Raw genomic sequence first — 12530 nt, 5'->3', positions numbered from 1 at the left:
TCCAGAAGGATACCGATGCCCCTTGCCCACGCCCCGAGTACGGTGCCCGTCACCGTGGATGCCACCAAGTGCATCGCCGACAAGGGCTGCACAGTCTGCGTCGATGTCTGCCCCCTCGATGTGCTGCGGATCAGCGATCTCACCGGCAAGGCCTACATGAAATACGACGAGTGCTGGTATTGCATGCCCTGCGAGACCGACTGCCCGACCGGCGCCGTGAGCGTCCAGATCCCCTATCTGCTGCGGTGACCATGATGGCGGTGACCGATCCTTTCGAAGAGTTCGGCGATGTCGCCGAACTCGCCCTCAGGCTGACTGATCCCGATCCGGCCGTGCGTCGCGTCGCGGTTCTGGACCTCGCCGAGACGGCGGATCCCAACGCGGTCCCGCATCTCACCGGCATCGCCGCCGATCCGGATGCCGGAGTGCGCCGGCAGGTCGCCGAAGCCCTCGGCGGCTTCGACGGTCCGGCGGTGGCGTCCGCCCTCGCCGGAGCCCTTGCCGATCCCGATCGCGACGTGGCCAAGGCGGCGGCGGAAAGCCTGACCGAGCTGAAAGATCCAGCCGCCGGCGCGCCGCTGCTGCCCTTCGTCCGGCATGCGGATGCCTTCGTGCGCGCCGCTTCCCTAAGAGGCCTCCGCAACCTTCGTCTCGACACGTCCCTCGGCCCTGCCGTCGCAGCCCTCGGTGACCCAGAGCCGGCGGTGCGGGCGGAAGCCGTCGGCGTCATCGCCTATTTAAAGAGGGAGGAGGCGCTGCCTTCCCTCATCGGTTCCACCCGCGATCCGGATGCCGAAGTGCGGCGGGCCGGAGTCGGTGCGCTCGCCTTTTCCCGGCACGGCCACGCCGTGGATGCGATCGCGGATGCGCTCCGCGACGCCGATTGGAGCGTGAGGGAGATCGCCGCAGAGGCGTTGGGCAGGACCGGACCGGGCGTGCGCTCTGCCGCCCTGCTCGATGCGCTGGGAGACTCCTACTGGCAGGTGCGCCAGAAGGCCCTGCGCAGTCTCGGTAAGCTGAAGGAGCGGAGCGCCGTATCCGCGATCCTGGCCGCTCTCGATGACGAACGACCGGCTTTGCGCAAGGAGGCCGCTGCAGCTTTGGGTGAAATTGCCGATCCTGCTGCACGGCCGGGACTCACGGCGGTCGCGGACGATTCCGATCCGGACGTCCGCAAGACCGCGCGCTGGGCCTTGGAGCAATTGTCCGCCTGAATGCTTGAGCAGTGTGCCGGGGGAGCCTTCGAAGAGGCGCCTCACGGCCTCGCTCGATCCCCGGACGGAACCGGCCAGCTCCGTAGATCAGCCCTCGGTCTGCACGATTTCCTGCAGCCGTCCCGGACGGAGCAGGCGGATATGCGCCTTGTCGATCGCGACGATCCTATCGTGCTGGAATCGCTTGAGCATCATCGTTACCCATTGGCGGGTCGAGCCGACCAGGGCGGCGATCTCATCATGGGTGATGCGCCTATGAATAACTACGACGCCACCCTCTCGGCCGCCCTCCGGAGTTCCGTAGAGTTCGCCGAGATTGAGCAGAAGCTGAGCTAGGCGCTCGATCACCGAGCGCGTTCCCAGCATCTGCGCCATCGCGGTGTAGCAACGGCCTTTCGCCTCGAGCGCCGCGATGAGGCAGAGGGCGAAGCCCGGCATCTGGCGGATCAGGCTACGCAGGGTCGCGCTCGACAGGACGGTGACGCGCACCCGCTCGATCGCGACCCCCGACCATTGGTGCGAACCACCGCCATAGATGCTTGGGCCACCGATGAAATGGCCGGGCGTCCAATAGGCGAGCGTCACCTCCCTGCCGGACGGCCCGGAGTAGAATACCCTGACGCGTCCTTCCTCGATCAGGAAGATGCCCGCATGCGGCTCGCCCTGAGTGAACACACTCTCGCCGGGGGCAAGCGTCAGGACACGTCCGGCGGCGCGGACACGAGCGATCTCCGACAGCGTCAGGCCGTCGAGGAAGCTTGCACCGTCATCAAGGCCATCTGTCGTCTCGCTGAGGAACAGGGCACTCGCGATGAGGGGCGCAGGCCTGCAGAATTCCGTATGTGCGAGCGTTGCCGAAGACATGATGGGACTCGTTCTCGAGCAGCCCACGCGCTGGGGAACCGACACCGGCACCAAGGATGGGCTGCACGGCGATTATCGGGTGAAGTCCGCTTGAAGCAATTCTAAATTCAGACGCTGGAAGGCTACGATCTTCCAATAGCTGGCCCCGCAAGAGACATTGCTTCCAAAGCGACAGATCAAATGCAATTCATGTCAAGTGTTCGCTTGTCGATGAAATTAATTGCTCGCCCAGCGGGATCGCTTCTCGCCTAATGGTCCCGGTGCATGGCTTCGAGTTCCCGGCGGTTGAACCGTCGCTGCACCGAATTTTCCGCGATCCGCCAGTTCGATGGAGACAAACGCGTGATCAATCCTCGTCCGCTTGCCCGGGGCCTCGGCCGCACGGTCGCAGCGCTTCTTCTCATGGGCACGGCCCTTGGCGCCGCTCGTGCTGAAACGATCCGCATTGCAGTCGGCACGCAGGACACCACGATCAACTGCGCCACGGGCGGCCTGTTGATCCGTGAGCTGAAGCTCCTTGAGAAGTATCTGCCTCGTGACGGCAAGTATAAGGACGCGACCTACGCCATCGAATGGCGGAACTTCACCAGCGGGGCGCCACTCACCAACGAGATGGTGGCGGGCAAGCTCGACCTCGGTGCCATGGCTGATTTCCCGGGCTCACTCAATGGTTACGCCTTCGCCAAGGCCGGACGCCGCAGCCTGTTCATCAGCGTGCTCTCCGGCAGCGTGAAGGGAAGCGGCAACGGCATCGTGGTGCCGAAAGATTCGCCGGTCCAGTCTCTCTCTGATCTGAAGGGCAAGACCATCTCCGTCCCCTTCGCCTCCACCGCGCACGGATTGCTGCTGCGGGCCGTGAAGGCCCAGGGCTGGGACCCGGCGCGCGATGTGACCATCATCACTCAGGCTCCCGAAGTGGCGGGCTCGGCGTTGCTCGCCAACAAAATTGACGCCCATGCCGACTTCGTACCCTTCGCGGAGTTGTTTCCGTGGCGTGGCTTCGCCCGCAAGATCTATGACGGCTCGCAGGCGGGCGCCCCGACCTTCCACGGCGCCCTCGCCGACGCGGATTACGCGGAGAAATATCCCGAGATCGTCACGGCCTATCTGCGGGCCGGAATCGAAGCGGATCGGCTTGTCGCCGCCGAGCCCGAACGTTACGCCGAACTGATCGAGAAGGTCACCGGGATCGAGGCTGAGGTCGCCTATCTGTTCCATGGCCCCCTCGGGCTTCAGACCCGCGACATCACTTGGAAGCCGGAATACCGCCAGGCGGTGAAGACCTCCTTCGAGACCTTGAAACTTCTGAAGAAGGCGGATTCCGACATCGATCTCGATCGCTTCGTCGATGACCGCTTCATCCGTGCCGCGTCGGTGCAGGCCGGCCTCGATTACGAGGCCCGCTTGAAGGATTACGCACAATCGCCGCTGGTCGCGAACGATGCCGGAACCGGCCTGCCGATCACCGATGTTACGCGTGTCGCTCAGATCTGGGTGCGCGGTGAGCCAAAGGTCCGGCATTACGCTACCCCCGAAGGGGCTTTACTGGGACTTGCCACCCTGAGCCGCGAGGGACGTGAGGCCCGCGCCTTCTACGCCCAGGATCGGCAATCGGGAATCAAGCTCCTGGCAACGCAGGCTTGGTTCGTCCGGGACGCGAGCAAGCGCCTCGACGCCTTCTTACTCAAGGGTGACGCCGAAGCCCATGCCGCGCGGAATGGCGGCGAGGTCATCGATTTTGCGACCGCCCGCAGCGGTGGCGGTGCGCAGTTGAGCGCCCGGTGAGCGCCTCGGTCACGGCCGCCTTTGCCCCAGCGGGAACGCGAAGCCGGGGGCCGGCATGGCTCGGCGTCCTGCGTCGCCTGCCCGAGCTGCGCCTCGTCCTGCGCGGGACCTCGCTCCTCGCCAGTCTCGCCGCCTGGCATCTCCTCGCGAACGGCAAGGTCGATCTCGGCATCGTCAGCTTCCGCAACGTGCCGACCCCGATCGAGGCCGCGCAGGCGGCCCTCGCCCTCTTCCGATCCCCGATTCTCTGGCCCCATCTCGGCGCCAGCCTCGTGCGGGTCATGCTGGGCTTTCTGGCAGCGCTCGCCGTCGGAATCGGTCTCGGTGTCGCCATCGGTCGTTTCCGCCTGGCCCGGGACCTCCTGCTGCCGCCTCTGGAGGTGGTTCGGCCCATCCCCGCCGTCGCCTGGATTCCCTTGGCGATCCTGATGTTTCCGTCCTCCGAACTGTCGATGGCGTTCATTACCTTCACGGGCGCGGTGTTTCCGATCCTCCTCAACACCGTGCATGGGGTCGAGACGGTGAGTCCGCGCCTCGTCGCCTCCGCCCGCAGCCTCGGCGCGGGACGGGCCGCGATCCTCCGTGAGGTGATCCTGCCCGGCGCGACCCCGAGCATCGTCACAGGGGCCGCCATCGGGATGGGCACGGCGTGGTTCTGTCTTGTGACCGCCGAAATGATCTCCGGCCAGTACGGTATCGGTTACTTCACCTGGGAATCCTACACGCTGCAGAACTACGACAACATCGTCGTCGGCATGCTGTTGATCGGGCTGCTCGGGATGGGATCGAGCCTGCTGGTGCGCGGGATCGGATCCCTGCTGACCCCCTGGGCCGCCCTGGGAGGCGCACGATGACCAAGCCCGCGCGCTCCATCGGCGGCCACGTCGCCCTGGAGGGTGGCGTGATCCGGCTCGGCCGAGGAGCCGCCGCCTTCGACGTCGTCGAGGACATCGACCTCGACATCGCGCCCGAGCAGTTCGTCTGCCTCCTCGGCCCCTCGGGATGCGGCAAGTCGACGTTGCTGGGGGCGGTCGCGGGACATCTATCCCTCCGCTCCGGCCGCGTCAGCCTCGACGGCCGTGACATCGCCGGCCCGCATCCCGATCGGGGCATCGTGTTTCAGCACCACACGCTGTTTCCCTGGCGCAGCGTCATCGACAATGTCGCCTTCGGCCTCAAGATGAAGGGCGTGGCGAAGCGCGAGCGCCTGGCCCAGGCGCGCGATTTCCTGGCCCAGGTCGGCCTCTCGGGCTTCGAGGATCGCTACCCGGCGGAACTGTCGGGCGGCATGCAGCAACGCGTCGAGATCGCTCGCGCGCTGATCAATCGGCCTCGCGTTCTGCTGATGGACGAGCCCTTCGGGGCCCTCGACGCGCAAACGCGCCTGACGATGCAGGAACTCCTCCTCAGGGTCTGGAGCCAGAACAGGACGACGATCCTATTCGTCACCCACGACATCGACGAGGCGCTCTTCTTGGCCGACCGCATCGTCGTGATGACCCCGCGCCCCGGGCGTATTCTCGACGATCTCACAATCGACTTTGCGCGCCCGCGCCAGCGGGACCTGATCTCCTCCCCCCACTTCACGACCCTTAAACGACATTGCTTGACTCTCCTTCACACAGACCCTGCCGGCCTGCCCCTTCCACGCCTCACCCCTATCGGAGCTCCCGGCGCGCTCGGGCCTGCTTGAGCTGACGGCGTGCCGGACGAATGGACAGGTGATCCTTTCTCGGTGTCTTAGAGCCGTTCCCGCGGGCGTTGCGACGGGTTAGCGGTTGCGGCGTTGGTTGGTGAAGGAGCCAGCGATGCCGTCACCGTTGTCTGTCGATCTGCGCGAGCGCGTCGTGGCGGCCGTGGCCGAGGGCGCCTCCTTCCATCGAGCGGCAGCCCGGTTCGGTGTGAGCGTGTCGAGTGCCAGCCGGTGGTCGGCGCGGTTCGCGCAGGAGGGCCACGTCGTGCCCAAGCCGACGCGGGGCGACGATCGTCTCCCGGCCATCGAGGCGCAGGCCAATCGGATCCTCTCCACCTACGAAGCCCAGCCCGAGTTCTTCCTGCGCGAGTTGCGCGACGCCCTGGCGGCCCAGGGCGTGCAAACCAGCACGAGCGGCCTGTCACGGTTCTTCGCCCGCCACGGCATCACCCGTAAAAAGGGGCTGTCCACGCGGCCGAGCAGGAGCGGCTGGATGTGAAGGCCGCACGCGAGGACTGGTTCGAGCGTCAACCCGATCTCGATCCGGATCGCCTGGTCTTCCTCGACGAGACGGCCGCCACGACCAAGATGGCCCGCCGCTGCGGTCGCGCGCCGCGCGGCCAGCGCTGCCGGATCGCCGTGCCTCACGGGCATGTGTGGACGCCCCTTCGGGTGCAAGCAAAATCTCTGGACGGGTGCGGTGCGTGATCGGGTGCTGCCATGTGTCCGGCCTCTGATGCGGCGGGTTACATGCCGCGGGCCCGTATGGGAGTGCGAGAGTCGGGACCACATCACTACAGCGCGCTCGAAGCGCTCCCCGTGCGCCTGGTTCTCCCAACTCCGTCTCACCGACGTTGCGCCATACCTGTCCGTCGACCTCCTCACGCCCTCCGACAGCCTCGCGTCCGCCCCGCCTACGCGGTGACGGCCGGAGCTCGGTAGATCCCACCCTTCGTCAGAAGGGCCCACGCGATGCGCGCGTTCTTGTTCGCCACAGCTACGATGACCAGCATCGGCGGCTTGCGAGCGAGCATTTGGCCGAGCCATGAGTCGGCCGGCACGCCCTTGCGCTTGGCCCAGCGTACCACCGCGCTGGCCGCGATGATGAGCAGGCGTCTCAGCGTCCGCTCGCCCATGCGCGAGGTGCGACCCAGGCGCTCTTTGCCGCCGGTCGAGCGCTGCACCGGTGTCAGCCCGACCCAGGCGGCGAAGTCGCGGCCCGAACGAAACGTCTCAACGGGCGGGGCCAGGGCCTCGATGGCAGTGGCGATCAGCGGGCCGATGCCCGGCACGCTCATCAGCCGCCGTGCCGTATCGTCGGCCTTCGCGCGCGTGGCGATCTCAGCATCCAGGGTTGCGGTCTGCTCCTGCAGATGGCGGAGCGCACAGACGAGAACGGCGAGGCTGGCGCGGGCGGCTGGAGGAATGTCCGAAGCGGGATCCTCGATCTGCGCGATCAACCGCTCGATATGGGCGGGCCCCTGCGCCGCGATCAGGCCGTACTCGGCAAGATGGCCGCGGATCGCGTTGATGAGCTGGGTGCGCTGGCCGACCAGCACGTCGCGGGTCCGGAAGATCACCGCGGAGGCCTGCTTGGCTTCGCTCTTCACGGCAACGAAGCGCATGGTCGGACGCTGCGCGGCCTCGCAGATCGCCTCGGCATCGGCCGCGTCGTTCTTCTGCCGCTTGACGAAGGGCTTCACGTAGGCAGGCGCGATCAGCTTGACCGTGTGACCGAGCTTGCCGATCTCGCGGCCCCAGTGATGCGCACCGGGGCAGGCCTCCATCGCCACGAGGCAGGGTGGTTGGGCCGCAAAGAAGGCCAGCACCTGCTCCCGCCGCAGCTTCTTGCGGAAGATCGGCGCACCGGCAGCGTTCGCGCCGTGCGCCTGGAAGACGTTCTTGGCCAGATCCAGGCCGATGATGCTAACCTCTGTCACGGACGCCTCCCTCGGGTGGTTCACAACACCACCAATCTGGCACGTCGATGCCGTCGGGGGGCGTCCACCCCATCACTACAAGACCACCACCGTCACCGCCGCTCTGCGCAGCACCGGCCTGTGCGCCCTCAGCCTCGTCGATGGCGCCACCAACGGCGCCCGCTTCCGCAGCTACGTCGCCGACAGCCTCGTCCCGATGCTGCAACCCGGCGACACCGTCATCCTCGACAACCTGCAGGCCCACAAGGTCGCCGGCGTGCGCGAGGCCATCGAGGCGGTGGGGGCACGGGTTCTGTACCTTCCGCCCTACAGTCCAGACCTCAACCCCATCGAGCAGATCTTCGCCAAGCTCAAGCACCTGCTGCGAACCGTCGGCGCCCGAACCGTGCCAGATCTCTGGGCCGCCATCCGCTATGCCTTCGCCCGCTTCACACCAGACGAGTGCCGCAACTGCCTCACTGCCGCCGGATACGAAGACGACTTGGCCGTCGCTACATAGGCGGGAACAGCTCTAGGTGGCAGCCTCAACTGACTCTTCTCGGTCTTTAGGCGTCCACAACAGGGGGACCGCAATGGCGGCCCAGGGCATGCGGTGGAATTCACCGCCTCGGAAGATCTCTGTCGATTGACGTAAAGATCGTCGGCTAAGAGACTAAGGGTTCGCCGAGGCCTGGATCTGATGAATCAGTGCCAGCGAAGCTAGTCTGTCCCCACCCATCGCTCAATTCGCCCCGGTTCCACGAGGTTAGCCCGCCGTATATACTCGGTTGATGCTTTGATGAAGGGAAGTTATTCAAAAAGGATAGCTCGGTATAATTTTGTGTTACTTGTTGTGAGCATGCAGGGGCGACGACATCCCGAATGGTCGGCTAAATCGTCCCCCTCCGGGCGTTCTCCCCTGGCCGCGTCCGTGAAGCGGACGTTTCGTGATAAATTCATCAATGCTGCCGATTCGAGCTTCCTCGCGCCGAGGAGCGCGAGGAAGCGGATCGTGTCACGACAGGTGGAAGTCGGTCTGCGTGACGGTGGTGGCGTTGACGGCGAGGAGCAGGATCGTGTCGACGCCGATCACGACGGCGGTGTTGGCACCGGCCTGAGTGATCGCAACTTCGCTGGCGAAGCTGGCCCCCGTGATCCCGAGGCCCGTCAGGTCCATGACATCCTGGCCACCGGTCGGGTCGGCATCGAAGCCGACGATCCGGTCCGATCCGAACCCGGATGCGAACACGAAGGTGTCGTTTCCGGCGCCCCCTTTCAGGGTATCGTTCCCGAGGCCACCGTTCAGGCGATCTCCGCCGCTGCTCCCGACGAGCGTGTTGGCGAGCTCGTTGCCGGTGAGGCTGAGGCCGCCGACCTTAGCGATGAGGGTCTCGATCGATTCACCCGCCCCCAGGGTGAAATTGCTGCTGGCGTAGATCTTGTCGGTTCCAGCCCCGCCCGCCTCGTGGACGACGTCGTTCACGCCGTTGACGTAGTAGATGTCGTTGCCGCCAAAGCCGCTCAGAGTATCGGAACCGGCACCGCTGTAGAGCGTGTTGACGAGCTCGTTGCCGCCGAGGTTGATGCCGAGGTTTCCTGCCTTGGCGATCAGGGTCTCGACCGATTCACCCGCCCCCAGGGTAAAATTACTGCTGGCGTATATCTTGTCGGTTCCGCCCCCCGCCACTTCGTGCACGACGTCGCTTGCGCCGTTGACGTAGTAGATGTCGTTGCCGGAAAAGCCGCTGAGAGTATCGGCGCCGGCACCGCTATGGAGCGTGTTCGCGAGATCATTGCCGCCGAGGCTGATGCCGAGGTTTCCCGCCCTGGCGACCAGGATCTCGACGGCCTCACCGGCCCCCAGGGTGAAATTGCCGCTCGCGTAGATCTTGTCGGCTCCGCCACCGGCCACCTCGTGGACGACATCGCCCAGCTGATCGACGTAGTAGATGTCGTTCCCCGACCCTCCGGAGAGGGCATCCGCACCGCCAAGACCGTCGAGGACGTCGTTGCCGAGGGCCGAGGTGATCGTGTTCGCCAGATTGGTTCCCGTGAGCCGGTCGGCGTAGTCGCTGCCGAAGAGGTTCTCGAAGCCGTGGATCTGGTCGCCTTGCGCATGGCCGCTGCTGGCAGTCAGGGTGAGAAGATTGACCGTGACGCCGGCATTGGAACGCGCGTAGCTCAGGGTATCGATGCCGCCCCCGCCTTCCAGGTTGTCGCCAGCCCCTCCGCCCTCGATCATGTTGGCGAGGTTATCGCCGGTAATCCGGTCCGCGAGCGCGGAACCGACCACGTTCTCGACATTAACGATCACATCCCGTTCGGCGTCGCCCCCCAATGCCTCGTCGGGTAATAAGCGCCCGCTGCGGACCTGCATGTTGATCCTCACGCCCGCCGCGGAGGCGCTGTAATCCACCGTATCGATGCCGTCGCCGCCATCCACCGCATCGCGGCCCGCTCCCGGAGTGAGCCAGTCGTCACCGCCCCCCCCCTTGAGAAAATCCTTGCCGGCTCCGCCGCGGAGTGTGTCGGAACCCTCGCCGCCGTCCAGCACGTCATCGCCGCGACCGCCGTTCAGCGTATCGTTCCCGTCCTCCCCGTAGAGGTAATCGTCCCTCGTATCGGGGCCTGAACTCAGCGTGTCGTTTCCACCCTCGCCGTGGAGGGCGTCGCTGCCTCCCGTTCCTCCGTTCAGAATGTCGTTCCCGGCACCGCCATAGAGCGTATTGTCGCCCGACGTTCCGATGATACGGTTGTCGAGATCGTTGCCAACGAGGACGAGTGCGACGCCCGCCGCCACGCCCGCTCCGGTGAAATCGCGGTTCTCCTCGCCGGCTGCCAAGTTCCGCTGCTCCGACACTTTAAACGTGTCCCAGTGGCCATGCGCGATGCCGGAATTCCGGGCGATCAGGTCCGAGAAATGCTGCGCGTTGATATCGTTGACGAGCATCGTGCCATCGAGTTGTTCCAGGTAGTAGAAGCGGTCGCCTTCCTGCAGCCGGTCCAGCTGCTCCTGGAAGATCCACGTGAAGGTGGAGCCCATCTGGCTGCCACCGCTGGGCGCTTCGGCGAGACCGCCGATCCACAGGTCGACGTCGTTCACATGGCTGATGCCGGTGCCGTTGATCTTGCCGTTGGCCGGATCGATCACGTCCTCGCCATAGACGGCCTTGAACTGCGCCAGAAGCTCGGCTCTTTGAGCGGCGTTGCCGCGAAGGTGGGCCCCGAATTCGTTCCAGTTCTGGTAGGCCGCAAGGCTTGGCACACCCGGCCCCCCCGCATAATCGGACGCTTGGCCGAGAGCGTCGAGACTCGTGCCCGCGCTGCTCACTTCGGCCCTGAACTCGTTCAGCGAAGAGAGCCCGAGTTCGCGCCCGCGCATGATGTTGGCCGCACCGAGATCGAGCGGAAGCCCGAGAAGCTGGCTGCGCACGGCCTCGACCAGCTTCTCGTCGATCTGGTCGTGTGCCACCTGCATCGTCCCGGCCAGGAACGCCGCCGTCCCTCCCGTCACGCCCGGATGAGCCGAATCCTTGCCGGCGAACATGGCCGGGTTCAGGAAGGCCTGGATGAGGGGAACGTCCTTCAGTTCGCCGTTGGCATCGACGTAGGGAATCGTTTCGTTGATCATCGAGTGACCGACGCGATACATCGCACCAGCGAACTCCTCGGAGATCGCAGCGTTGACGTTCGCGCGATACCCGCTGAATCCGTGGTCACCGGCACCGGGAATCTCACCCGACATCGCGGTAGCGAACTCGTCGAAGACGATCCTCTGATATTCCGCCGAGGTGATGACCTTTGCGGCCTGGAAGACCTCCTCCGCGCTCCATTCGGGGTGAAGAGCGCGGATCTGGTCGGCCTGATAATTATGCTCCCGATGAAATACGGTATGCACGGAGGTTAGCGCGACGTTCTCGTTCGCCCGGTGATCACCGGCGATGTAGTAGGAAAGCAGCGTTTCCAAGCTGAAGTTCGGATCCGGCTGACCATCACGGCCGAGCGGGGACGTGTCGAAATCGTTTTTGTCGCCGAGCAGGATCGTGTGCTTGCCATCGCCGATATCGGCGAAGTCGACGAAATTGGCCGCGTTCTTCAGGTAGGTCCAGGCGGCGTAGTCTCCCCCCGATGCGCTCGCCAGATCCAGGGCATGGGCCATATCGGCATCGCTGACTCCGTTGTTTAGCAGGACGTCCTTGTAGGTCGCGAGGGTGCCGCGGGCGACGCCGTCCGGGCCGACCTCCTCCACGCCGTCGAGGAGATGATGCGTCTTGACGAGATGGCCGCCTGCATCGCGGATGACCGCGCCGTTGGCATCTCTCGCGGTTTCGCGAAGCAGCCAGGTCATGCCGGGCTCCGACCCGTAGGTCTGGTTCTGGTCCACGAAGGGCGAGACCTTGTTCAGGTGCTCGGTTCCATTCACGTTATCCAGGATGGCGTTGCCGTCCGTGTCGATCGTGTATCGGGCCGCGCGGCCGCCGATGAGGAACTGCAGCTGGGGTGGAACACCCTGGGCGATGATGTTGTCCGTCGTGTCGATGGTCAGACCGGGATTGGCGGCCGCGATCTGCGCGAGCTTCGCGTCGACGCCGCTCATATCGACGAATTGCGATCCGCCGCCACGGTCGTAGAAATCAAGGCCGTGATCGAAGAACTGACCGAACGACATCAAGAGGAGATTGGTACCGTAGCTATTCGGCGTCTCGACGGATTGGCCGTTCTGATCGATGGATTCGGAGACGACGTTGCTGATGACCCTCTCGTTGGGGAGCAGAGCGCCGCTGGCTCCAGTCACCCGAACGCCATTGATGCTCCCCGGTTCATAATGAGCAGCCGTCAGGCGAACGAAGGGCTGGTCCGCGTTGCCCCAAGAGGGGTGCGCGAGGTTGTTGCCCTCGCCATTGACCGCTCTGAAATCGCCCTCGTCGAACAACGTATCAAGGAAGGCCAAATCTTGTGATCGAAGTGAAATCGTCATTGGAACACTCCTTATCGATCGAGTAACCGGGGGTGTTCGCCGACTTTCGTCGGCGTTCATCGGTCTAAAACAAGTGG

General features: G+C 65.0%; 8 protein-coding genes and 2 pseudogenes. 7 read left to right on the top strand and 3 right to left on the bottom strand.

What is annotated here, in order from left to right; translation table 11 throughout:
- The first annotated feature begins 15 nt into the window (after positions 1–15).
- Together ACYQR9_RS16360 and ACYQR9_RS16355 are read left to right on the top strand one after the other, a co-directional pair.
- Entirely contained in the window at positions 16–249 is a 234-nt protein-coding gene (locus ACYQR9_RS16360) for a 4Fe-4S dicluster domain-containing protein (protein ID WP_461227359.1), read from the top strand.
- Positions 250–254: 5 nt separating this feature from the next.
- Entirely contained in the window at positions 255–1214 is a 960-nt protein-coding gene (locus ACYQR9_RS16355) for a HEAT repeat domain-containing protein (RefSeq protein WP_461229823.1), read from the top strand.
- A gap of 87 nt (positions 1215–1301) precedes the next feature.
- On the opposite strand, the gene ACYQR9_RS16350 is transcribed toward ACYQR9_RS16355, so the two are convergent.
- Entirely contained in the window at positions 1302–2078 is a 777-nt protein-coding gene (locus ACYQR9_RS16350; RefSeq protein WP_461227357.1) for a Crp/Fnr family transcriptional regulator, read from the bottom strand.
- Positions 2079–2480: 402 nt separating this feature from the next.
- Between ACYQR9_RS16350 and ACYQR9_RS16345 the strand changes: the two genes are divergently transcribed.
- The 4 genes and pseudogenes from ACYQR9_RS16345 to ACYQR9_RS16330 form a co-directional block, all read left to right on the top strand.
- On the top strand, positions 2481–3863 hold the full coding sequence (locus tag ACYQR9_RS16345; RefSeq protein WP_461229822.1) for an ABC transporter substrate-binding protein: 1383 nt from the start codon (positions 2481–2483) through the stop codon (positions 3861–3863).
- 68 nt (positions 3864–3931) lie between these two features.
- Positions 3932–4717 carry an ABC transporter permease gene (locus ACYQR9_RS16340; RefSeq protein WP_461229821.1) on the top strand — a complete coding sequence of 262 codons (786 nt, stop codon included), beginning with the start codon at positions 3932–3934 and terminating at the stop codon, positions 4715–4717.
- On the top strand, positions 4714–5556 hold the full coding sequence (locus tag ACYQR9_RS16335; protein WP_461227355.1) for an ABC transporter ATP-binding protein: 843 nt from the start codon (positions 4714–4716) through the stop codon (positions 5554–5556). The genes ACYQR9_RS16340 and ACYQR9_RS16335 overlap by 4 nt, the downstream gene beginning before the upstream one ends.
- A gap of 115 nt (positions 5557–5671) precedes the next feature.
- A pseudogene (locus tag ACYQR9_RS16330) lies at positions 5672–6210 on the top strand (helix-turn-helix domain-containing protein); the annotation flags it as partial.
- A gap of 260 nt (positions 6211–6470) precedes the next feature.
- Here the strand turns inward: ACYQR9_RS16330 and ACYQR9_RS16325 are convergent.
- Complete coding sequence (locus ACYQR9_RS16325) at positions 6471–7496, bottom strand: IS110 family RNA-guided transposase (RefSeq protein WP_461227190.1); 1026 nt, start codon at positions 7494–7496, stop codon at positions 6471–6473.
- A 64-nt stretch (positions 7497–7560) separates the two neighbouring features.
- Here ACYQR9_RS16325 and ACYQR9_RS16320 point away from each other — a divergent pair.
- Positions 7561–7995 (top strand): annotated as a pseudogene (locus ACYQR9_RS16320) (transposase); the annotation flags it as partial.
- Positions 7996–8490: 495 nt separating this feature from the next.
- Here ACYQR9_RS16320 and ACYQR9_RS16315 read toward each other — a convergent pair.
- On the bottom strand, positions 8491–12453 hold the full coding sequence (locus ACYQR9_RS16315; RefSeq protein WP_461227353.1) for a peroxidase family protein: 3963 nt from the start codon (positions 12451–12453) through the stop codon (positions 8491–8493).
- Positions 12454–12530 lie beyond the last annotated feature (77 nt).

Source organism: Methylobacterium sp. CM6241 (genome assembly GCF_054817845.1).
The sequence above is the reverse complement of the archived record's forward strand: the minus strand, read 5'-3'. Positions and strand labels throughout refer to the sequence as shown.

Coding starts and splice junctions, on each gene's coding strand:
- ACYQR9_RS16350 (WP_461227357.1), bottom strand. CDS start 2,078: ATGTCTTCGGCAACGCTCGCACATACGGAATTCTGCAGGCCTGCGCCC.
- ACYQR9_RS16360 (WP_461227359.1), top strand. CDS start 16: ATGCCCCTTGCCCACGCCCCGAGTACGGTGCCCGTCACCGTGGATGCC.
- ACYQR9_RS16355 (WP_461229823.1), top strand. CDS start 255: ATGGCGGTGACCGATCCTTTCGAAGAGTTCGGCGATGTCGCCGAACTC.
- ACYQR9_RS16335 (WP_461227355.1), top strand. CDS start 4,714: ATGACCAAGCCCGCGCGCTCCATCGGCGGCCACGTCGCCCTGGAGGGT.
- ACYQR9_RS16315 (WP_461227353.1), bottom strand. CDS start 12,453: ATGACGATTTCACTTCGATCACAAGATTTGGCCTTCCTTGATACGTTG.
- ACYQR9_RS16345 (WP_461229822.1), top strand. CDS start 2,481: ATGGGCACGGCCCTTGGCGCCGCTCGTGCTGAAACGATCCGCATTGCA.